The organism is Streptomyces roseoviridis (assembly GCF_039535235.1).
Classification (GTDB): domain Bacteria; phylum Actinomycetota; class Actinomycetes; order Streptomycetales; family Streptomycetaceae; genus Streptomyces; species Streptomyces roseoviridis.
In genome coordinates this window covers 3,783,253-3,803,458 of sequence record NZ_BAAAWU010000001.1, presented here as the reverse complement: position 1 = coordinate 3,803,458, position 20,206 = coordinate 3,783,253, and the positions used below count along the sequence as shown (strand labels likewise).

The following is a 20,206-nucleotide window of genomic DNA, read 5'->3' as shown; positions in this document are numbered from 1 at the left end:
TCGTCCCGTCGAGGTGTGGAGGGTCTCGGTCGTGGGGTCAGCCTACGAGCGCGTCCGGCTTGCCCTTGCTGCGCGGGCGTTCCTCGACGAGCTTTCCCCACACGATCATGCGGTACGTGCTCGTGAACTCCGGCGTGCAGGTCGTCAGCGTGATGTAGCGGCCGGGTCCGGTGAAGCCGGAGCCCTTCGGTACGGGGTCGATGACGGCGACGTTCGACGGCGCGGTCTGCGGCAGGATGCTGGCCATCTCGTACGTGTAGTAGGCGTCGCGGGTCTCGACGACGATGGGGTCGCCGGGTTCGAGGCGGTTGATGTACCGGAACGGTTCGCCGTGGGTGTTGCGGTGCCCGGCGACGGCGAAGTTGCCCTGCTTGTCGGCGGGCATGGCGGTCTTGAGGCTGCCCTCGGCGTAGTGGCCGACCATGCCCTTGTCGAGGACCTTGTTCTTGTCGATGCCCTCGGCGACGGGGACGACGACGTCCAGCTTGGGGATGTACATGATCGCGAAGCCCTCGCCGGGTTCGAAGGCGCCGGGCTTGCGGTCGTCGTGGGACCAGGAGTTCTCGATCCGCTCCTTGGCCTTGTCGGTCTCCTGGCCGGCGCGGACGTTGGTCCACCACAGCTGGTAGGTGACGAAGAGGAGCATGACGACGCCGAAGGTGATGAAGAGTTCACCGACGACCCTGCTGAGGACGACGCCGACGCTGTCCTTGGCGGCGCGGGCGGCACGGCGGGCCTCCACCCGGGACAGCGGCGCTGCCGGCTGTGCGGGCGCGGGCGGCTCGGGGGCGGCGCCGCGGCCCTTGCGCTTGGCCGCGCGACGGCGCTCGGCCCGGCCGGGGCCGGGCGGCGGCGGGGGCGCCTGGTCGACGGTGCGCAGTGCCATCGTCTCGTCGTCCGGCTCCTGTGGGAGGAAGACGGGGTCCGGCTCGGGCGCGTGGCGAGCCTGGGGGCCCGGTGCCGGCTCGTACGAGAGGGGCGGGGGCGGCTGGGAGGCGTACGCGGCGGAGCCGGACGGCTCGTACGCGGCCGGCTGAGGAGCCTCGTAGGGCCCCTGGGGGCCCGGGACGCCCTGATAGGCGTCCGGGCCCGGTATCGCCTCGTAGACGGCCGTCTCGGCCTCGTACGGGGCCTGTGCGGGCGGCACGACACCGGGCAGCGGCCCGGGTCCGGGCGCGGGGGCCGGTCCGGCGGCGGGCTCGGGGGCGGGTGTCGGCTGGGGTTCGGGCTCGTCCGGCAGGTTCGTCGTCCGGAACCACGGCGACCCGGCCGTCACGCGACGGCCTTGCCCACCACCGGCGCGAGTCCCGCCGACCGCGCGACCGCCCCCTTGTCGCCGCACTGCTCCAGCCAGTTGGCGAGCATCAGGTGGCCGTGCTCGGTCAGCACCGACTCGGGGTGGAACTGGACGCCCTCGACGGGCAGTTCCCGGTGGCGCAGCCCCATGATGATGCCGTCCTCGGTGCGCGCGGTGACCTCGAGCTCGGCGGGCAGGGTGCCGGGCTCGGCGGCCAGCGAGTGGTAGCGGGTGGCGGTGAACGGCGAGGGCAGGCCGGCGAAGACGCCCTTGCCCTCGTGGGTGACGGGGGAGGTCTTGCCGTGCAGCAGCTCGGGCGCCCGGTCGACGACGCCGCCGTAGGCGACGGCCATCGACTGCATGCCGAGGCAGACGCCGAAGACGGGCACCCCGGTGGCGGCGCAGTGGCGCACCATGTCGATGCAGACCCCGGCCTGTTCGGGGGCGCCCGGTCCGGGTGACAGGAGCACTCCGTCGAAGCCGTCCTGGGCGTGGGAGAGCTCCACCTCGTCGTTGCGCAGCACTTCGCACTCGGCGCCGAGCTGGTACAGGTACTGAACGAGGTTGAAGACGAAGCTGTCGTAGTTGTCGACGACGAGAATTCGCGCGCTCACTGGCCGTCCACCGTCACATCGTTGAACGGAAGCAGGGGCTCCGCCCAAGGGAACACGTACTGGAAGAGGACGTAGACGACCGCGAGGACCAGCACGACCGAGATCAGCGCCCGCACGAGGGCGTTGCCCGGCAGATGCCGCCAGATCCATCCGTACATGACGTCCGCCGCCCCTTCCGTTCGTTACGGCACCAGAGTACGGGTCGCGGGGGTGCTCGCGGGTCAGCTGTCCAAAGCCTGTGGACGGCCGGCCGTCACCGGCTGGGTGGCGTCCAGGTGGGCCCAGGCGATCAGCCGGTGGCTGCTGCCCCACTCGGGGTCGCACGTGGTGAGGGTGAGATAGCGGCCCGGTCCGGTGAAGCCGGACCCGCGGGGCACCGGTGCGACGACGCCGGTGTCGGTGGGCACCGTCCGGTGGGGAGCGCGGACGATCCGGTAGGTGTACCAGGTCGTCCCGTCGGTGAGGACGACGGCGTCGCCGCGGCGCAGGCGCGGGAAGTCCTTGAAGGGGTCGCCGTAGGTGCGGCGGTGTCCGGCGACGGCGAAGTTGCCGGTGCCGCCGGGGCGGGCGCTGCCGGCGTAGTGACCGAGGCCCTTCTTCAGGGTGCTCGTCCGGGTGCCTTCCAGGACGGGCCACTCCCAGTCCTCGCCGAGGCGGGGGACGTACATGACGGCGAGCGCCCTGCCGTCGGCGTACGGGGCCGGAGCGGGGGCGGGGGCGGAGGGCCCCGGGGGCGGCGCGTCGGAGGGAGTCGTGGGCTCGACGGGGCGGGCGGCCCACTCCCGCTGGAGGCCGGCGAGCTGGCCGGCGGCGGCGGTGTCCGCCCGCACGCCCGTCCAGTACAGGACGTAGACGACGAAGAGGACGATCAGGGCGCCGGTGGTGAGGCACAGCTCGCTGAGGCTCCGTACGACCAGGCGCAGCGCCACCGGCCCCTCCCGGGCAGTCGCCTCAGCTCACGGGCTTCGCGTAGTGGAGGTCCACTGTGCCCGAGTAGCCGGGGAGAGTCACCGTCTTGTGCTCGTCGAGTTTCCAGCCGAGGCCGTACGCCTTCACGTAGAGCTGGTAGTTCTGGACGGCGGGGGAGTCGGCGAGGGCCCGGGTCAGCCTGCCGCGGTCACCGACAGCGGTGATCCTGTAGGGCGGCGAGTAGACGCGGCCCTGGAGGATCAGGGTGTTGCCGACGCAGCGCACGGCGCTGGTGGAGATGAGCCGCTGGTCCATGACCCTGATGCCCTTGGCACCGCCCTGCCACAGGGCGTTGACGACGGCCTGGAGGTCCTGCTGGTGGATGACCAGGTCGTTGGCCTGCGGTTCGGGGTAGCCGGGGGCGGCCTGGGCGTTCGGCGGGGCGTCGTCGAGGGTGACGGTGAGGCCGGCGCCGCGGGCCTCGGTGGTGCCTGCGGTCGCCTCCAGGGCACGCAGGCGCTCGTCCTGGGCCTCGGTGGAGCCGTCGTCGCGGGCGGCGAGGGCGTCGACCTGGCGGCGCAGCGCGGCGGTGGTCTCGTCGAGGCCGGCGTTCTTGTGACTGCGCTCCTGGATCAGGTCGGAGAGCCTGAGCAGGGAGGCGTCGGTGCGCAGATTGGTGCCCTTGGCGGTGTTGAAGCTGGTGACGAAGATGAGTCCGGCGAGGGCGAACACGGCAGCGGTGAGCACCCGGACCGGGCGCCACCTGAGGCTTCGGCCCGGCCGTGCGGGAGTGCCGGCGGAATTGCTCAACGTACCCTGATCCCCTTCGGTGCCGCGGAAGCACTACGCTAACGGACGCCCGGGGGACGCAGCGGTCCTCTACGTCACATCCCGGCGCCAGCCACAGTTCCCTGCGCGGTCACGCAGCGCATCGACAGGAGAGTCCCTCGTGCCGAAGTCACGGATCCGCAAGAAGGCCGACTACACGCCGCCGCCCGCCGCGAAGCAGGCCGCCTCCATCAAGCTGACCAACCGCAGCTGGGTGGCGCCGGTGATGCTGGCGCTGTTCGCCATCGGGCTGGTGTGGATCGTGGTCTTCTACGTCACCGACGGCACGCTGCCGGTCAAGTCCCTGAGCAACTGGAACATCGTGGTCGGCTTCGGCTTCATCGCCGCCGGCTTCGGTGTCTCCACACAGTGGAAGTGAATCCGTCAAGCTCTGCCCTGAGTTATCCACAGTGTTGTGCACAGCACTGGATAACTTAAGAAGATCTGTGGATAACTCCCGCGAGGTTGACGCCGGTACGACCGGTGGCTTTCCCGTACGGCCTCGCTCCGCCCTCCACCCTCGACAGGAAATGCCTGGTCAGCGGTGGAGGGCGCAGTCATGTCCAGACCAGCGTGGCGATCCGGCCACGCACTGTGGATAACTCTGGGGAAAGCTTTCCCTGGAGCTCGTCCACAGCCCTCCCCGCTCAGGTGAGCGCGACGGTGCGGCCCAGCACCATCCCCAGGTCGATCAGGAGCAGCAGCCCGCAGGCCCCGTACTGCACGAGCGCCCGCCGCGCCCTCGGGGCGTGCACCAGCGCGTACGTGAGGACGGCGCCGGCGACGAGACCGCCGATGTGGGCCTCCCAGGAGACGCCCGGACGGGCGAAGGTCAGCACCAGGGAGATCGCCACGAAGAGCAGGACCGGGCGCATGTCGTAGCGCCGGCGCCGGGCGAGGACCACCCAGGAGCCGATCAGGCCGTAGACGATGCCCGAGGCGCCGAGCGAAGCCTGGTTCGGGGCGTCCAGGAGATAGACGAGCGCCGAGCCGGAGAGCCCGGAGAGCAGGCACAGCGCCGCGTAACGGATCCGGCCGAGCTCCGGCTCCACGATGCCGCCGATGATCCACAGGCCCAGCATGTTGAAGACGAAGTGGGCGACGTCCTGGTGGAGGAAGGCGGAGGTGAGCAGCCGGTACCACTCGCCGTCCGCGACGCCGACGACCTCGCCGAGCACCGGGTTGTACGCGAAGCCGATCATGACCAGCTCGTCCGTGAACCGGTCGCCCGCCACCTGGACCGCGAGGAACAGCGCCAGGTTGACCGCGATCAGGATCTTGGTGACGAGCCGTCCGTCCGCCGCCACCCGGCCGCCCGCCAGCGTCCTCGGCTGGTTGGCGTCGGGGGCGTGGCCGGTGCCGGAGCCACCGCGCACACAGTCCGGGCACTGGAAGCCGACGGACGCGGACACCATGCAGTCCGGGCAGATCGGCTTCTCGCAGCGGGTGCAGCGGATGCCGGTCTCCACGTCCGGGTGTCGATAGCAGTGCATGCGGGTCCTCCGAGGACGTCGGCGGGAACGGGTCAGCACGTCGCCCCACCCTCCTGACGGACGGGCGGGGCGGGAAGGTTCCCGGAAGCCCGCGGGTCAGCGGCTCTCGATGACGACGGTCTCGATGACGACGTCCTCGACGGGACGGTTGGTGCTCGGGTTGGTCTCGGCGGCGGCGATCGCGTCCACGACCTTCTTGCTCGCCTCGCCGACGACCTCGCCGAAGATCGTGTGCTTGCGGTTGAGCCAGGTCGTCGCGCCGACCGTGATGAAGAACTGGGAGCCGTTGGTGCCGGGGCCGGCGTTGGCCATCGCCAGCAGGTACGGCTTGTCGAAGGAGAGCTCGGGGTGGAACTCGTCGGCGAACTGGTAGCCGGGGCCGCCCGTGCCGTCCGCCAGCGGGTCACCGCCCTGGATCATGAAGTCCTTGATCACCCGGTGGAAGACGGTGCCGTCGTAGAGGGGCGCCGTGGAGACCTCGCCGGTCGCCGGGTGGGTCCACTCGCGCTCGCCGCGGGCGAGTTCGACGAAGTTGCGGACCGTCTTGGGGGCGTGGAACGGCAGCAGCCGAATCTCGATGTCACCCTGGCTGGTCTTCAGAGTCGCGTACAGCTGCTCGGCCACGTTCGCCTTCCTCCACACCTCGCACCGGCGCGCTCGCGCCCGTGGTCCGAATCCTCGCATGCCCCGGATGCCCGTCCCGCATGCCGGAGCACGGTCCGGCAGGCATGATTCCGAAAAGGATGGAAAGGCGAAAACCCGACATCGCCACCGAGGAGGAGGAATCCCGTGACCCGCATGGACAGCGTGCGCGCCGCGACAGGTTCGGCGAAGGAGAGCGTCCTGCACGCCGCGGAAGTGGTGGCGCCGTACGCCGGCACGGCCAAGGAACAGGCCGTCCTCTATGCCCACGAAGCACGCGCCAAGCTCGCTCCGAAAGTCTCGAAGGCCGCGTCCGCGGCCCGTGTTCAGGCCCGTCGGCAGTACGCGTGCCATGTCGCACCGCACGTGCCGCCGCGGGTCGACGAGGCCGCTCAGCGCACCGCGGCTGTGACCCGCAAGGCCGCCCGTCAGGCGGCCGACTACACCGTTCCGCGTGTCGAGCACGCGGTCGCCGCGACCGGTCCCGTCCTGGAGGAGGCCGGGTCGCGTTCGACTGCCGCCTGGGCCGCGCTGCGCGGTCAGGTGACGCCGAAGGACGTACAGAAGATCATCAGGAAGCACCAGCGGCGGGCCAGGGCCGGTCGCATGGCCAAGGGCCTCGCGGTCCTCGGCGTGCTGGCCGGCGGCGCGTTCGCCGCCTGGAAGTGGTGGGACAAGCAGGCCAACCCCGACTGGCTGGTCGAGCCGCCCGCTCCCACCGAGGTGGACGACAGGACGGCGCGGTCGACGGTCGACGACGACGTCTCGGCCCTCGATCCCGAGGTGGCGGCCAAGGAGGCCGAAGCCGGGACGGAGGCGGAGGCCACGGACCGCGACGAGGAGCGCCGCTGATCACCGGCCGGTCGACGGACGGTCTGCCATGACGGACGAGCTGCTACGGAGCGGACGAGGGGCGCGGCGGAACATCCCGCCGCGCCCTACGCGGCGTGGACGGCCGGAGCGACGGGGGCCGGAGCGGCCCCGGAAGCGGCGGCCGGGGCGGCGAGGGCCGCACCCGTCAGGTCGAACGTGCCGTCCCGGTCCGTGACGGCCGGGGCGTCCGCGCGCAGGTGGCGGACGGAGGGCGAGGAACCGTGCGCCTCGGCGCGGATGCGCTGCTTGATGGTGGGCGGCAGGGCCCGGCCCCGCGCGGCGTGCCACTGAGGGGCCGGCCTCGGTGCCGGTACGGAGGCGAGGGCGCGCGCCGGCGTCGTCGTGGCGGCCGTCGCGGGGGTGGTCGCCGGCTCCTCGCCCTGCTGGAGGGCGGTCCGCTGGGCGGCGGTGGCGGGGCTCGCCAGGCCGAGGGAGGCGAGCAGGGCGAAGAGGACGGAGACGAGGGCGGTCCAGAACTGCTTGACCTTGGCGGTGGCCATGACCCCTCACTTTCGTGATGTCGAGGTGCGGGACGAGTCGGGTGTTCTCGGATGGTTCATTTCGGATTGCGCGCTTTTCGTACCTTCCTCATGATGAGGAAGCGCGCCCTCGTTCCGTGGAGCGACGCCGTCGCCGCGCAGTTCTTCCGATGAACACCACTCGTCCGGCTCAGTGCGCCCCGGCGGTCTCGGCTGCCCGCTCGCCGGACGGCGCCGACGCGGCCCGGGAACGCTCCGCCCAGCGCACCGCCGGCGCGGTGGCGAAGCCGGCCACCACGAAGATCCCGCCCAGGACCAGCCATCCGGCCACGCCCCAGCCGATCAGCAGGGTGGTGACGAGGAGCGGCCCGAGGGTCCTGGCGACCGGCACGCCCGTGCCGTAGAAGCCCTGGTACTGGCCGATCCGGTCGGCCGGCGCCAGGGAGAAGCCGATCTGCCACGACCCGGCCGAGTGGCGCATCTCGGCGATCACCTGCAGGACGGCTCCGGCGACCAGCACCGCGACCGTCGGCCAGGGTCCAAAGCCGGCCGCCGTCACCGCGAACACCGCGCACGAGGCGAGCATCACCAGGCTGGAGCGCGACACCGCCCGGGTCGCCTCCGGCAGCCCGGTCACCGAGCGGGCGGCCCGCACCTGAAAGAGCATCACCGCACCGGTGTTGAGGACGAAGAGCGCCGAGACCGTCCACCCGGGCGCCGCGGTCCGCTCCACGATCCACAGCGGCAGGGCCAGGCTGAGCAGCGGCAGCCGGAGCAGCAGCAGCGCGTTGAGGAGGGTGAGCACGGCGTACGGGCGGTCCCGCAGCACCACGAGCCGCGGTTCGCCGCCGCTCGCCGCCGGGGTGCCCGGCAGCGAGGGCAGGGAGCGCAGCACCAGGGCGCAGAGGAGGAAGCCGGCCGCGTCGAGGGCGAAGACGGCCAGGTAGGCGCCTCGGGTCCCGGCGCTCAGGGCGAGGCCGCCGAGCGCGGCCCCCACGGCGAGGCCGGCGTTGAGCGTGGCCTGGATCCGGGCCAGCATCCCGACCCGGGCGGCGGGCTCGACCAGGCCGGCGAGGAGGGCCTGGCGGGCGGCGGCGAGGCCGCTCTGGGCGGTGGCGTACGCGGTGGCGGCGAGCAGGAAGGGGACGAAGGAGCGGATCAGGAGGAAGGACGCGACGGCCGCCGCGGTGGCCAGGGCGAGCAGGACGGCGTTGCCGCGCGGGCCGCGCCGGTCGGCCAGGTGCCCGAGCGGTACTCCGGCGAGGGAGCCGATCCCCCAGGCCACGGCGAGCCCGGCGCCGATCTGCGGGGCGGAGAGGCCGACGATCCGGGAGAAGTAGAGCGCCGAGGTCACGTAGAAGGCGCCGTCGCCGATGGAGTTGCTGAGCTGGGCGATCAGCAGGTTCCGCTGGGTCCGTGGGGTGCCGCCGGTCTTCTTCGTCTTCGCCATGGACACGACGTTAGGCGCGAGTGGCCCACGACACCTGGTCCATTCCCTCCCCGAAGGAGCGGGCCACTTCCCCCGGCGCACGAAAAAGCTCCCCGCCGCGCGTTTCCGCTGGTCAGGGAGCTCTTGTCCGGAGTGGAGCCTAGGGGAGTCGAACCCCTGACATCTGCCATGCAAAGACAGCGCTCTACCAACTGAGCTAAGGCCCCGGAACGACAACAGAGTACCGGGTCACCCCCCGTATTCCGCAAAAAGATAGGGACTCCCCGTCGGCGACCACGCTCCGTAAGATGCTGATCGGGGTTCGCAGTGGCGAACCCAAGGGATGGGGAGAAGTAGTAATGGATACAGCGCAGCAGGAAGCCACGGCCAGAGCCCGGGAGCTCCAGCGCAGTTGGTACGGGGAGCCGTTGGGGGCGCTCTTCCGCCGGCTGATCGACGATCTCGGACTGAATCAGGCCCGGCTCGCGGCCGTGCTCGGACTGTCGGCGCCCATGCTCTCCCAGCTGATGAGCGGCCAGCGGGCCAAGATCGGCAATCCCGCCGTCGTCCAGCGTGTCCAGGCCCTCCAGGAGCTCGCCGGCCAGGTCGCCGACGGCAGCGTCAGCGCCGCCGAGGCCACCGACCGGATGGACGAGATCAAGAGGTCCCAGGGCGGCTCCGTCCTCACCTCCGGCAGCCAGCCCACCACCACCAGCGGCGCGCCCACCGTGCGCCGGGTGGTCCGCGAGATCCAGTCCCTGCTGCGCTCCGTGGCCGCGGCGGGCGACATCATCGAGGCGGCCGACTCGCTCGCGCCCGCTCACCCCGAACTGGCAGAGTTCCTCCGGGTCTACGGCGCGGGGCGCACCGCGGACGCGGTGGCCCACTACGAGGCGCATCAGAACTGACGCCGGTACGGCATCAACCGAGACGGTACGGGGAGCGGGCGCAGCGCGATGGGTGAGGTCTTCGCTGGTCGGTACGAGCTGATCGATCCGATCGGCCGGGGCGGGGTCGGAGCGGTGTGGCGTGCCTGGGACCACCGGCGCCGCCGCTACGTGGCGGCCAAGGTGCTCCAGCAGAGCGACGCCCACACCCTGCTGCGCTTCGTCCGCGAGCAGGCGCTCAGGATCGACCACCCGCACGTCCTCGCCCCGGCCAGCTGGGCCGCGGACGACGACAAGGTCCTCTTCACCATGGACCTCGTGGCGGGCGGTTCCCTGGCCCACGTCATCGGGGACTACGGCGCGCTGCCGCCCCGCTTCGTGTGCACCCTGCTCGACCAGCTGCTGTCCGGACTGGCCGCGGTGCACGCGGAGGGGGTCGTGCACCGCGACATCAAGCCGGCCAACATCCTGCTCGAAGTCACCGGCACCGGACGGCCGCATCTGCGGCTGTCCGACTTCGGCATCTCGATGCGCAAGGGCGAACCCCGGCTCACCGAGACCAACTACGTGGTGGGCACGCCCGGTTACTTCGCGCCCGAGCAACTGATGGGCGCGGAGCCGGACTTCACCGCCGACCTGTTCGCGGTGGGCCTGGTGGGCCTCTATCTGCTCCAGGGCCGCAGGCCGGACTCCCAGGCCCTGGTGGACCACTTCATGACCTACGGCACCCCGAGCGCCCCGCGGGGCGTCTCCGAGCCGCTGTGGCAGGTGCTCGCCGGGCTGCTCCAGCCCGACCCGCAGGTCCGCTTCAAGACGGCCACCGGCGCGCGGAAGGCGCTGAACGCGGCGGTCGAGCTGCTGCCCGAGCCGGGGCCCGACGAGGAGCAGGTCGAGATCTTCGACCAGATCGGCCCGCTGCCGGCCGGCTTCGGCCCGAACGGCCCCGAGCCCGCCGGGGACCGCCAGGCCGCGGCCCCGCCCCCGCCGAGCCCGTCCGAGACGGGCAGCTTCCACCTGCCGCCACCGCCCCCGGCGCCCCACCAGCCGGTGGTCACCCCACAGGCCCCCGGCTACGGACCGCCACCGGCCCAGGCCGCTCCCCAGCCCGGGGCCCCTCAGCCAAGGGCTCCCCGCCCCGGAGCCCTTCAGCCAGGGGCCACCCCGGCCGTGGCCTCCGCCGCCCGGGCCGGGGTCCCGGCTCCGCCACCCGTACAGCCGCCCGCGCATGGCCCCGCCTCCTTCGCCCAGACACCCACGGCCGGGGCGCCGTACGAACAGGTGCCCCCTCGTTCATACACCGCTCAGGCCGGACCGGTTCCCGCCCGCCGGCCGGGCCCGCCCGCGAAGGTCGCGGTCCCCGTGCTGGTCACCGCGCTCGTCTGCTTCGCCGTCGGGATCTGGGCGCTCATCTCGGCGTAGCGCCCGCGCCCGGCCGCTTCGCCGTCACGGGGTCCGGGCGCTCATCTCGGCGTAGGGCCCGCGCCCGGCCGCTTCGCCGCCACGGGGTCCGGGCGCTCATCCAGGCGTAGGGCCCGCGCCCGACGCCCGCCGGGCGAGCAGCCACCAGGCTCCGAGGCCCAGGACGAGGACCGTGCCGACGCCGATCCCGGCCACGCCGACGACGGTCAGCGTGGCGCTCCTGGCCGCCTGCGGGCCGCTCAGGCCGCTGGCCGCCGCCTCGCGGTCGTCGTCGGTCACCGTGAAGGGCCCGGCGTCGCCGTCGTACGGCGGTGCGGGCCTGGGCTGCCCGGTGACGTTCACCCGCAGGGTCAGCGGCAGGGGCTTGTCCCCGTACGCCTTGGCGACCTCGGGGCTGAGCGTGGCCGACAGGTAGTACCAGCCGGCGAACCGCAAGCCGTTGGTGGCGTCGTCCGAGGCGAAGCGGTTCTCGAAGGCCACGGGCCGCTCCGGATCGAACGCCACGGTCGACGGATCACCGTCGTAGGACAGGTCCCGGCTGGCGACGTAGCCGCGGGCCGGGTTCAGCAGGGACAGCGTGAGCGCGCTGCTGACGTAGTCGTCGGCGACCGGGCTGCTGCCCAGCTCGGCGGTGGCGAAGATCTGCTGGCCCCAGTCGACCGGGACCCGGTAGTACATCGTCTGGCCCGGCTTGATGTCGGTGCGCCACTCGCCCTGGCGCAGCGAGGCCGCGTCGTGGAACCCGCCGCCTCCGTCACGCCGCTGTGGACCGCCGGCGGGCGGCTGGGGCGTGCCCGAGGCCCAGTTCTCCGGCAGCGCGGTCGGGCCGGCGGTCTTGAGGCCCGGCTCGGTCACGTAGCGCAGTTCCAGCTCCCAGTCCGCGCTGTCGGACTCGGAGGTGCGCTCCACGAGGACGTAGTACGCCCCGGCCAGCTGGCAGGCGGAGGAATCCGGTTCGATCGTGCGGTGGGTGTAGGCGGCGATCGGCCGGGCGAAGCCGAAGCCGCCGAAGCTCACCGACTGGTAGCCGCAGTTCGTCCCGGAGCCGTCCTGCATGGTCACCTTGATGCCGTCGCTGTATCCGGCCTTCCCGCCGGGCTTGGGGACGGCCACGACCGAGACGTAGGCGTTCTGGCGGGCGTCGAGGTCGACGCGGTAGTAGAGCTTTCCGTCCTTCCTGATGGTGTCCCGGTAGCTCTGCCCGGCCGTGAGCCGCTCGGCGTCCAGGTTGGAGATGGCACCCTTCACCCGCCGCGCCTTGTCGTCGAAGGCGTAACCGCCGCCCTCACCGGCCGCCCGGGCGCCGCCGGGCAGCGCGAGGGCCGCACACACCGCCGCGGCCAGCACCCCCGCCGTACGACCGGTTCCCCGTAGCCTCTTCACGCGCTTCTCCTCGTCGTCTCCGTGCGCGCCCATCCTGCCCGCTTGCCTGACCGGGACCCTACAAATTTGCGCCGGCAAGCGATCGGTTAACGACCGTGAACAGAGTGAGGCCCCGACCGCTCACCGCGGTCGGGGCCTCACTCACACACGCTCTTCGTCTCACACACCCGAACCTGCGGGCACGGAGTCGGTCGCCTCCGTCCACAGATCCTGCTCGGCGCGATCCGCCTGGATCTGGCGGTACACGAGGAGCCCGCCGATGGCGGCCAGTGCGACCAGGAGAAGCTTCTTCACCGCGCGACCTCGTCTTTCGTTGACGTAGGAGACTTCTGACGCCCACTCTACACACCGACCGATACCGATCGGTGACCTCGCCCGCAACGCGTCCGGGCAAAGCAATCGGCCCGGACGGGTGAACCGTCCGGGCCGATCGTGTCTGTGGGGCTAACAGGATTTGAACCTGTGGCCTCATCCTTATCAGGGATGCGCTCTAACCAACTGAGCTATAGCCCCGCCGCGCTCTGCGGTGTGTGTCCCGCGCGCTGACTCCTGAAGATTAGCGCACGTGGGGGCCAGTCCCAAAATCGGTTCCGTGCCCGGCCCCCGCGCGGGTCACTCGTCCTCGGCGAGGGTGAGCTCCACACCGCCCACGAAGCCGGCCGACAGGTTGTAGATGAAGGCGCCGAGCGTGGCCAGGGCCGTCATCAGGACGACGTCGATCACCGCGATGACCGAGGTGAACATCAGCACCCGCGGCAGCGACAGGAAGGACTGGAGGTCGAAGCCGTTGGACTCGTTGGAGCCGGTGGCCTCGCTGATCGTGCCGCCGACGGTCGAGAAGACGCCCATGGCGTCCATGACCATCCACAGCACCGCCGCGGCCACCACCGTGCAGATGCCGAGCGCGATGGAGAGCAGGAAGCTCACCTTCATCACCGACCACGGATCGGCCTTGGCGACCCGCAGCCGCGCCTTGCGCGTCCGCGGGGTGGTGCGCGCGCCCGTACGCGGCTTGCGCGTGGCCGCGCCACCCTTGCCGGCCGCCGGCACGCCCTGGGCGGGAGTGCCCTGCCCGGGGGTCCCGTACGCCTGCGGCGGGTGGTAGGGACCGCTCTGCGGCTGCGTCCCCCCGCGCTCGCCGGGCAGCGGCCCGTTGTACGTCTCGTACGAGGGACCCTGCCCCCGAGTGTCCGTCACCGTAACCCCCTGGGAGTCCGTGGCGGAGCCACGGGCACCGCTCGATCCTGCGGACCGGCCCTCGGCCGAACCGGCGCCCGTGGCTCCACTCACGCTCTACTCCTCGTGCTCCCCGGTCTCGGGCTCCGTGCCCTCGACCACCTCGGCCGTCTCGGCCGTCTCCCCGGCCTCGGCAGCTTCCTCGATGTCGTCGTCCTCGCCGCCGGCCTCGGCGTTGCGGGCGATGCCGACGACGGCGTCGCGCTTGCCCAGGTTGATCAGCTGGACGCCCATGGTGTCACGGCCGGTCTCCCTGACTTCGTTGACTCGCGTGCGAATCACACCGCCGGACAGCGTGATGGCGAGGATCTCGTCGGTGTCCTCGACCACCAGCGCGCCCACGAGCGAGCCGCGGTCCTCCACGATCTTGGCAGCCTTGATGCCGAGGCCGCCGCGACCCTGGACGCGGTACTCGTCGACCGCGGTGCGCTTGGCGTAGCCACCGTCGGTCGCGGTGAAGACGAACGTACCCGGCCGGACGACATTCATCGAGAGCAGCTCGTCGTCCTCGCGGAAACTCATCCCCTTGACGCCGGAGGTCGCGCGTCCCATCGGGCGCAGCGCGTCGTCCGTGGCGGTGAAGCGGATCGACTGCGCCTTCTTGCTGATAAGCAGCAGGTCGTCCTCGGCGGACACCAGCTCCGCGCCGATCAGCTCGTCGTCGCTGCCGTCCTCCCGCTCGCGCAGGTTGATGGCGATGACACCGCCCGAGCGCGGGGAGTCGTAGTCCTTCAGGGCGGTCTTCTTCACCAGACCGGCCTTGGTGGCGAGCACCAGGTACGGCGCGGCCTCGTAGTCGCGGATCGCGAGGATCTCGGCGATCTGCTCGTCCGGCTGGAAGGCCAGCAGGTTGGCCACGTGCTGGCCGCGGGCGTCGCGGCCGGCGTCCGGCAGCTCGTACGCCTTGGCCCGGTAGACCCGGCCCTTGTTGGTGAAGAAGAGCAGCCAGTTGTGGGTGGTGGTGACGAAGAAGTGGTCGACGATGTCGTCCTGCTTCAGCTTCGTGCCGCGCACGCCCTTGCCGCCGCGCTTCTGCGAGCGGTAGTCCTCGGTCTTCGTACGCTTCACATAGCCGCCGCGCGTGATCGTGACGACGATGTCCTCCTCGGCGATCAGGTCCTCGATGGACATGTCACCGTCGAAGGGCACGAGCTGGCTGCGGCGGTCGTCGCCGTACTTGTCGACGAGCGCCGTGAGCTCCTCGCTGACGATCTGCCGCTGCTTCTCGGGCGAGGCGAGGATCGCGTTGTACTCGTTGATCTTCGCCTGGAGCTCGTCGTGCTCGGCGACGATCTTCTGGCGCTCCAGGGCGGCGAGCCGGCGCAGCTGCATCTCGAGGATGGCGTTGGCCTGGATCTCGTCGATCTGGAGGAGGCCCATCAGGCCCTCGCGGGCAACGTCGACCGTGTCGCTGCGCCGGATGAGGGCGATGACCTCGTCGATCGCGTCGAGGGCCTTGAGCAGACCGCGCAGGATGTGGGCGCGCTCCTCGGCCTTGCGCAGCCGGAACTTGGTCCGGCGCACGATGACCTCGATCTGGTGCGTCACCCAGTGGCGGATGAACGCGTCGATCGAGAGGGTGCGCGGCACGCCGTCGACGAGCGCCAGCATGTTGGCGCCGAAGTTCGTCTGGAGGTCGGTGTGCTTGTAGAGGTTGTTGAGGACGACCTTGGCGACCGCGTCCCGCTTGAGGACGATGACCAGGCGCTGGCCGGTGCGGGAGGAGGTCTCGTCGCGGACGTCGGCGATGCCGCCGATCTTGCCGTCCTTCACCAGGTCGGCGATCTTCTGCGCGAGGTTGTCCGGGTTGACCTGGTAGGGCAGCTCGGTGACCACCAGGCACTGGCGGTTCTGGATCTCCTCGACCTCGACGACCGCGCGCATCGTGATGGAGCCGCGGCCGGTGCGGTACGCCTCCTCGATGCCCTTGCGGCCGACGACGAGCGCGCCGGTGGGGAAGTCGGGGCCCTTGATGCGCTCGATGAGCGCGTCGAGCAGCTCCTCGTGGGTGGCCTCGGGGTGCTCCAGGTACCACTGGGCGCCGGCGGCGACCTCGCGCAGGTTGTGCGGCGGGATGTTGGTCGCCATGCCGACCGCGATGCCGGCGGAGCCGTTGATCAGCAGGTTCGGGAAGCGGGAGGGCAGGACGGTCGGCTCCTGGGAGCGGCCGTCGTAGTTGTCCGTGAAGTCGACGGTCTCCTCGTCGATGTCGCGGACCATCTCCATCGACAGCGGCGCCATCTTGCACTCGGTGTAGCGCATGGCGGCCGCCGGGTCGTTGCCCGGGGAGCCGAAGTTGCCGTTGGAGTCGACGAGCGGCATCCGCATGGCCCAGGGCTGGGCGAGGCGGACGAGGGCGTCGTAGATCGAGGTGTCGCCGTGCGGGTGGTAGTTGCCCATGACGTCGCCGACGACGCGGGCGCACTTGTAGAAGCCCTTCTCGGGCCGGTAGCCGCCGTCGTACATCGCGTACAGCACGCGGCGGTGCACCGGCTTGAGGCCGTCACGGACGTCGGGCAGCGCGCGCGACACGATGACGGACATCGCGTAGTCGAGGTACGAGCGCTGCATCTCGGTCTCGAGCCCCACGGGCTCCACGCGCATGCCCACGCCCGGAACCGTCGGCTCCTCTTCGGGCATCACAGGGGTGTTCTCGTCGGCCATTGCTGGTCTTCAGTCCTTTCGTACGGTCAGCTGAGACCGACTCAGATGTCGAGGAAACGAACGTCCTTGGCGTTGCGCTGGATGAACGAGCGCCGTGCCTCGACGTCCTCGCCCATCAGCACCGAGAACAGGTCGTCGGCCTGCGCGGCGTCGTCGAGGGTGACCTGGCCGAGCACGCGGTGGTCCTGGTCCATGGTGGTGATGCGCAGCTCTTCGGCGTTCATCTCGCCGAGACCCTTGAAGCGCTGGATCGAGTCCTCGCGGATCCGCTTGCCGTTCTGCTTGCCCAGCTCGACCAGGGCGTCGCGCTCGCGGTCCGAGTAGGCGTACTCGAAGTCGTCCCGGCCCCACTTGATCTTGTAGAGCGGCGGGCGGGAGAGGTAGACGTGCCCGGCCTCGACCAGCGGCCGCATGAAGCGGAAGAGGAAGGTCAGCAGCAGGGTGTTGATGTGCTGGCCGTCGACGTCGGCGTCCGCCATCAGGATGATCTTGTGATAGCGGAGCTTCTCGATGTCGAAGTCCTCGTGGACACCGGTGCCGAAGGCGGAGATCAGCGCCTGGACCTCGGTGTTCTGGAGGATCTTGTCGATCCGGGCCTTCTCGACGTTCAGGATCTTGCCGCGGATCGGCAGGATGGCCTGGTACATCGGGTTGCGGCCGGACTTGGCCGAGCCGCCGGCGGAGTCACCCTCGACGATGAAGATCTCGCACTTGGTGGGGTCGTTCGACTGGCAGTCGGAGAGCTTGCCCGGCAGGGACGCCGACTCCAGGAGACCCTTGCGGCGGGTCAGGTCGCGGGCCTTGCGGGCGGCCACGCGCGCGGTGGCGGCGGTGATGCCCTTGCGGATGATGTCCGCGGCCTCGTTCGGGTTGCGGTCGAACCAGTCGGTCAGGTGCTCGAAGACGACCTTCTGGACGAAGGTCTTCGCCTCGGTGTTGCCGAGCTTGGTCTTGGTCTGGCCCTCGAACTGCGGCTCGCCGATCTTGACCGAGATGATCGCGGTCAGACCCTCGCGGATGTCGTCGCCCGTGAGGTTGTCATCCTTCTCGCGGAGCAGCTTCTTCTCGCGCGCGTACTTGTTGACGAGGGTCGTCAGCGCGGCGCGGAAGCCCTCCTCGTGGGTACCGCCCTCGTGGGTGTGGATCGTGTTCGCGAACGAGTACACGCCCTCGCTGTACGACGAGTTCCACTGCATCGCGATCTCGACCGAGAGGAGGCGCTCCTTGTCCTCGGCCTCGATGTCGATGACGGTGGGGTGGATCAGGTCGCCCTTGCGCGAGTTGAGGTACTTCACGAAGTCGACGATGCCGCCCTCGTAGTGGTACTTCACCGTGCGCGCGGCCGGCTCGGCGGCCGCCTCGGCGTCGGGGTCGTCGGCACCGACGGTGGCCTTCGCGGACTCGCGCTCGTCGGTGAGCGTGATCGTCAGGCCCTTGTTGAGGAAGGCCATCTCCTGGAAACGGCGCGAGAGCGTCTCGAAGGAGTACTCGGTGGTCTCGAAGATGTCCGGGTCGGCCCAGAAGGTGACCGAGGTGCCGGTCTCCTCGGTCGCCTCGTGCTTCGCGAGGGGCGCCGTCGGGGCGCCCATCTTGTAGTCCTGCGTCCAGCGGTGACCGTCGGTCCTGATCTCCACCGAGACCTTGGTGGAGAGCGCGTTGACGACGGAGACGCCGACGCCGTGCAGACCGCCGGAGACCGCGTAGCCGCCGCCGCCGAACTTGCCGCCCGCGTGGAGGACCGTCAGGACGACCTCGACGGCCGGCTTGCCCTCGGACTCGACGATGCCGACGGGGATGCCGCGGCCGTTGTCGACGACCCGGACGCCGCCGTCGGCCAGGATCGTCACGTCGATGGTGTCCGCGTGACCGGCCAGGGCCTCGTCGACCGAGTTGTCGACGACCTCCTGCACCATGTGGTGCAGACCGCGCTCTCCGGTCGAGCCGATGTACATGCCGGGGCGCTTACGCACCGCATCCAGGCCCTCGAGCACCTGGATGTTGCTGGCGGTGTACTGCTTGTTCTCGTTGGGGTTGCCGGAATCGGCCACGAAGCGCCCTTTCTGGCACAGCACAAGCCGTTCTCCGGGCATACGGGAGCGGCTGCGTCGTTCGACATGTTCCGCGCGGTGGCGGGATTGTCTTCCAGTCTACCGGTACCACTGACACTCATGGGGGTTTGCCGGTACCTGAATGCTCATGTGCCGCCCTCGGCGGGCGCGAGACGACTCCCCATATCCGGGGAGGGGCTCCAGAGGCCCCTGACGGCCACCTAGCGCTTCGGGCGGTGACCGGTTGTGGGCATGCGGCCCGCGCGGGGTCGCGCGTCCGCCCCGTACCGCTATCCGTACGTATCTCCGGGTCCCGTCGACCCGGGTGCCCGCAGCGGCCCGTAGCCCCGCCGGGGCCCGCCCGGACCCAGGACCTTGATCATCCGTACGGTGCCGTGCCCCAGGTCCTCGTTGAGGCGCGCGACGAGGCGCGGGGCGAGCAGCCGCAGCTGGGTCGCCCACGCCGTCGAGTCGCACTGCACGGTGAGCACCCGCTCCTCGGGGTCCTCGTCGTACTTCAGCGGTACGCAGTGCTTGGCGAGGTCCTCGCCCACGATCTGCGGCCAGCGCCCCATGACCCCGCCGACGGCGGCCGGCGTCTCCCAGCCCCGCTCGGTGATCAGCCGGTTGATCGCGGCGCCCAGCGCCATCGGGTCGCGTCCGTCGGCGCGCGCGCCGGAGCGCAGGCCGCCGCCGCGCCTGGCCTGCTTCTTCTGCTGGGCCGCCGCGCCCCGCGCCTTCGCCTGTTCCTTGGCGGCGCGCAGTGCGACCCGGGCCAGGTCGACCCCGGAGGGCTCGGGCGCCGCCGCGGGCTTGTCCACAGGCTGTGGGGAAGTTTCACCGCCGCCGGTCATGCTCGTGCCACCCTTTCGACCGTTCCGCCGGCCACCGCGTACCGCGTGCCGGCGAGCACGCCCGGCACGTCGTCGTCGACCGCCGCCGTGACGAGGACCTGCTCACCCGGCGCCACCAGTTCCGCGAGCCGCTCGCGCCGGCGCGCGTCCAGCTCGGCGAAGACGTCGTCGAGGACGAGGACCGGCTCGTTGCCCTCGGCGCGCAGCAGGTCGTACGAGGCGAGCCGCAGCGCCAGGGCGTAGGACCAGGACTCGCCGTGGCTCGCGTACCCCTTGGCCGGCAGCTCCCCGAGCTTGAGGAGGAGGTCGTCGCGGTGCGGTCCGACCAGCGTGACGCCCCGCTCGATCTCCTGTTTGCGTACGTCGGCGAGCGCGGCGGTCAGCTGTCCGTACAGCTCCTCGCGGGTGTGCCCGGAGCCGGGCGCGGACGGCTTGTACTCGAGGTGGACCGGTCCGCCGCCCGGGGCCAGCTGCTCATAGGCCTTGTCGGCGAGCGGGCGGAGCGTGTCGATGAGGTCGAGCCGCTGGGCGAGCAGCTCGGCGCCGGCCCGGGCCAGGTGCTGGTCCCAGACGTCCAGGGTGGACAGGTCCATGCCGCGGCCGCCGTGGCGCCGGGCCATGGCCGCGGACTTCAGGAGCGTGTTGCGCTGCTTGAGCACCCGCTCGTAGTCGGAGCGCACGCCCGCCATGCGCGGCGCGCGCGCCGTGATCAGTTCGTCGAGGAAGCGCCGGCGCTCGCCGGGGTCGCCCTTGACGAGGGCCAGGTCCTCCGGCGCGAACAGCACGGTCCGCACGATCCCCAGCACATCGCGGGGTCTGACCTGCGAGGACCTGTTGATACGGGCGCGGTTGGCGCGGCCCGGGTTGAGTTCGAGCTCGACCAGCTGGGAGCGCTCGCCCTGCGTGACGGCGGCCCGGATGATCGCCCGCTCCGCCCCCATGCGCACCAGCGGGGCGTCGGAGGCGACGCGGTGACTGCCGAGGGTGGCGAGATAGCCGACCGCCTCGACGAGATTGGTCTTGCCCTGGCCGTTCGCCCCCACGAACGCGGTGACGCCCGGATCGAGCGGGACCTCGACCCGGGCGTAGGAGCGGAAGTCGGCCAGCGACAGATGCGTGACGTGCATGGTGGGCGCCGACCTTCCCCCGGC

20 protein-coding genes and 2 tRNA genes are annotated in these 20,206 nt (G+C 71.1%); 4 read left to right on the top strand and 18 right to left on the bottom strand.

Annotated elements, in window-relative coordinates; all coding sequences use genetic code 11:
* Positions 1-37: 37 nt before the first annotated feature.
* The 5 genes from ABD954_RS17245 to ABD954_RS17225 all read right to left on the bottom strand — a co-directional run bounded on the left by ABD954_RS17245 (position 38) and on the right by ABD954_RS17225 (position 3,630).
* Positions 38-1,276 carry a class E sortase gene (locus ABD954_RS17245; protein ID WP_345486921.1) on the bottom strand — a complete coding sequence of 413 codons (1,239 nt, stop codon included), beginning with the start codon at positions 1,274-1,276 and terminating at the stop codon, positions 38-40.
* Positions 1,273-1,911 carry an aminodeoxychorismate/anthranilate synthase component II gene (locus ABD954_RS17240; protein ID WP_345486920.1) on the bottom strand — a complete coding sequence of 213 codons (639 nt, stop codon included), beginning with the start codon at positions 1,909-1,911 and terminating at the stop codon, positions 1,273-1,275. Before ABD954_RS17240 ends, ABD954_RS17245 begins: the two co-directional genes overlap by 4 nt.
* Complete coding sequence (locus ABD954_RS17235; RefSeq protein ID WP_345486919.1) at positions 1,908-2,069, bottom strand: hypothetical protein; 162 nt, start codon at positions 2,067-2,069, stop codon at positions 1,908-1,910. Before ABD954_RS17235 ends, ABD954_RS17240 begins: the two co-directional genes overlap by 4 nt.
* Before the next feature lie 63 nt (positions 2,070-2,132).
* The gene (locus ABD954_RS17230; protein ID WP_345486918.1) at positions 2,133-2,840 is read right to left on the bottom strand and encodes a class E sortase; all 708 of its coding nucleotides are present in this window, start codon (positions 2,838-2,840) and stop codon (positions 2,133-2,135) included.
* A 22-nt stretch (positions 2,841-2,862) separates the two neighbouring features.
* Positions 2,863-3,630 carry a DUF881 domain-containing protein gene (locus ABD954_RS17225; protein WP_345486917.1) on the bottom strand — a complete coding sequence of 256 codons (768 nt, stop codon included), beginning with the start codon at positions 3,628-3,630 and terminating at the stop codon, positions 2,863-2,865.
* A 139-nt stretch (positions 3,631-3,769) separates the two neighbouring features.
* On the opposite strand from ABD954_RS17225, the gene crgA reads away from it, so the two are divergent.
* A complete protein-coding gene (gene crgA, locus ABD954_RS17220; protein ID WP_345486916.1) occupies positions 3,770-4,027 on the top strand; it encodes a cell division protein CrgA in 258 nt (85 codons plus the stop codon).
* A gap of 268 nt (positions 4,028-4,295) precedes the next feature.
* On the opposite strand, the gene ABD954_RS17215 is transcribed toward crgA, so the two are convergent.
* Positions 4,296-5,141 carry a rhomboid family intramembrane serine protease gene (locus tag ABD954_RS17215; RefSeq protein ID WP_345486915.1) on the bottom strand — a complete coding sequence of 282 codons (846 nt, stop codon included), beginning with the start codon at positions 5,139-5,141 and terminating at the stop codon, positions 4,296-4,298.
* Positions 5,142-5,237: 96 nt separating this feature from the next.
* On the bottom strand, positions 5,238-5,765 hold the full coding sequence (locus ABD954_RS17210; protein WP_345486914.1) for a peptidylprolyl isomerase: 528 nt from the start codon (positions 5,763-5,765) through the stop codon (positions 5,238-5,240).
* A gap of 165 nt (positions 5,766-5,930) precedes the next feature.
* On the opposite strand from ABD954_RS17210, the gene ABD954_RS17205 reads away from it, so the two are divergent.
* Positions 5,931-6,635 carry a DUF5324 family protein gene (locus tag ABD954_RS17205; RefSeq protein WP_345486913.1) on the top strand — a complete coding sequence of 235 codons (705 nt, stop codon included), beginning with the start codon at positions 5,931-5,933 and terminating at the stop codon, positions 6,633-6,635.
* 86 nt (positions 6,636-6,721) lie between these two features.
* On the opposite strand, the gene ABD954_RS17200 is transcribed toward ABD954_RS17205, so the two are convergent.
* The 3 genes from ABD954_RS17200 to ABD954_RS17190 form a co-directional block, all read right to left on the bottom strand.
* On the bottom strand, positions 6,722-7,156 hold the full coding sequence (locus ABD954_RS17200; RefSeq protein ID WP_345486912.1) for a DUF6344 domain-containing protein: 435 nt from the start codon (positions 7,154-7,156) through the stop codon (positions 6,722-6,724).
* A 169-nt stretch (positions 7,157-7,325) separates the two neighbouring features.
* The gene (locus ABD954_RS17195) at positions 7,326-8,585 is read right to left on the bottom strand and encodes an MFS transporter (RefSeq protein ID WP_345486911.1); all 1,260 of its coding nucleotides are present in this window, start codon (positions 8,583-8,585) and stop codon (positions 7,326-7,328) included.
* Between the two features lie 133 nt (positions 8,586-8,718).
* Positions 8,719-8,791 (bottom strand) — tRNA-Ala (locus tag ABD954_RS17190).
* A gap of 132 nt (positions 8,792-8,923) precedes the next feature.
* On the opposite strand from ABD954_RS17190, the gene ABD954_RS17185 reads away from it, so the two are divergent.
* Together ABD954_RS17185 and ABD954_RS17180 are read left to right on the top strand one after the other, a co-directional pair.
* Positions 8,924-9,472 (top strand): helix-turn-helix domain-containing protein, encoded by a 549-nt coding sequence (locus ABD954_RS17185; RefSeq protein ID WP_345486910.1) that lies wholly within the window; start codon positions 8,924-8,926, stop codon positions 9,470-9,472.
* A gap of 48 nt (positions 9,473-9,520) precedes the next feature.
* The gene (locus ABD954_RS17180) at positions 9,521-10,870 is read left to right on the top strand and encodes a serine/threonine-protein kinase (protein WP_345486909.1); all 1,350 of its coding nucleotides are present in this window, start codon (positions 9,521-9,523) and stop codon (positions 10,868-10,870) included.
* A gap of 96 nt (positions 10,871-10,966) precedes the next feature.
* Here ABD954_RS17180 and ABD954_RS17175 read toward each other — a convergent pair whose 3' ends face one another.
* The 8 genes from ABD954_RS17175 to recF all read right to left on the bottom strand — a co-directional run bounded on the left by ABD954_RS17175 (position 10,967) and on the right by recF (position 20,182).
* Positions 10,967-12,253, bottom strand: coding sequence for a hypothetical protein (locus ABD954_RS17175; RefSeq protein ID WP_345486908.1), 1,287 nt, complete (start codon positions 12,251-12,253; stop codon positions 10,967-10,969).
* A 159-nt stretch (positions 12,254-12,412) separates the two neighbouring features.
* On the bottom strand, positions 12,413-12,547 hold the full coding sequence (locus ABD954_RS17170; protein ID WP_003958712.1) for a DLW-39 family protein: 135 nt from the start codon (positions 12,545-12,547) through the stop codon (positions 12,413-12,415).
* Positions 12,548-12,692: 145 nt separating this feature from the next.
* A tRNA-Ile gene (locus tag ABD954_RS17165) sits at positions 12,693-12,766 on the bottom strand.
* Between the two features lie 99 nt (positions 12,767-12,865).
* Positions 12,866-13,450 (bottom strand): DUF3566 domain-containing protein, encoded by a 585-nt coding sequence (locus ABD954_RS17160; protein WP_345486907.1) that lies wholly within the window; start codon positions 13,448-13,450, stop codon positions 12,866-12,868.
* A 96-nt stretch (positions 13,451-13,546) separates the two neighbouring features.
* Positions 13,547-16,153, bottom strand: a complete 2,607-nt coding sequence (gyrA, locus tag ABD954_RS17155) for a DNA gyrase subunit A (protein WP_345486906.1) — start codon at positions 16,151-16,153, stop codon at positions 13,547-13,549.
* A 41-nt stretch (positions 16,154-16,194) separates the two neighbouring features.
* Positions 16,195-18,225 carry a DNA topoisomerase (ATP-hydrolyzing) subunit B gene (gyrB, locus tag ABD954_RS17150; RefSeq protein WP_345486905.1) on the bottom strand — a complete coding sequence of 677 codons (2,031 nt, stop codon included), beginning with the start codon at positions 18,223-18,225 and terminating at the stop codon, positions 16,195-16,197.
* 266 nt (positions 18,226-18,491) lie between these two features.
* On the bottom strand, positions 18,492-19,055 hold the full coding sequence (locus tag ABD954_RS17145; RefSeq protein ID WP_345486904.1) for a DciA family protein: 564 nt from the start codon (positions 19,053-19,055) through the stop codon (positions 18,492-18,494).
* Positions 19,052-20,182: a DNA replication/repair protein RecF gene (gene recF, locus ABD954_RS17140; RefSeq protein ID WP_345486903.1), complete on the bottom strand. Its 1,131-nt coding sequence runs from the start codon at positions 20,180-20,182 to the stop codon at positions 19,052-19,054. The genes ABD954_RS17145 and recF overlap by 4 nt, the downstream gene beginning before the upstream one ends.
* Positions 20,183-20,206: the final 24 nt, after the last annotated feature.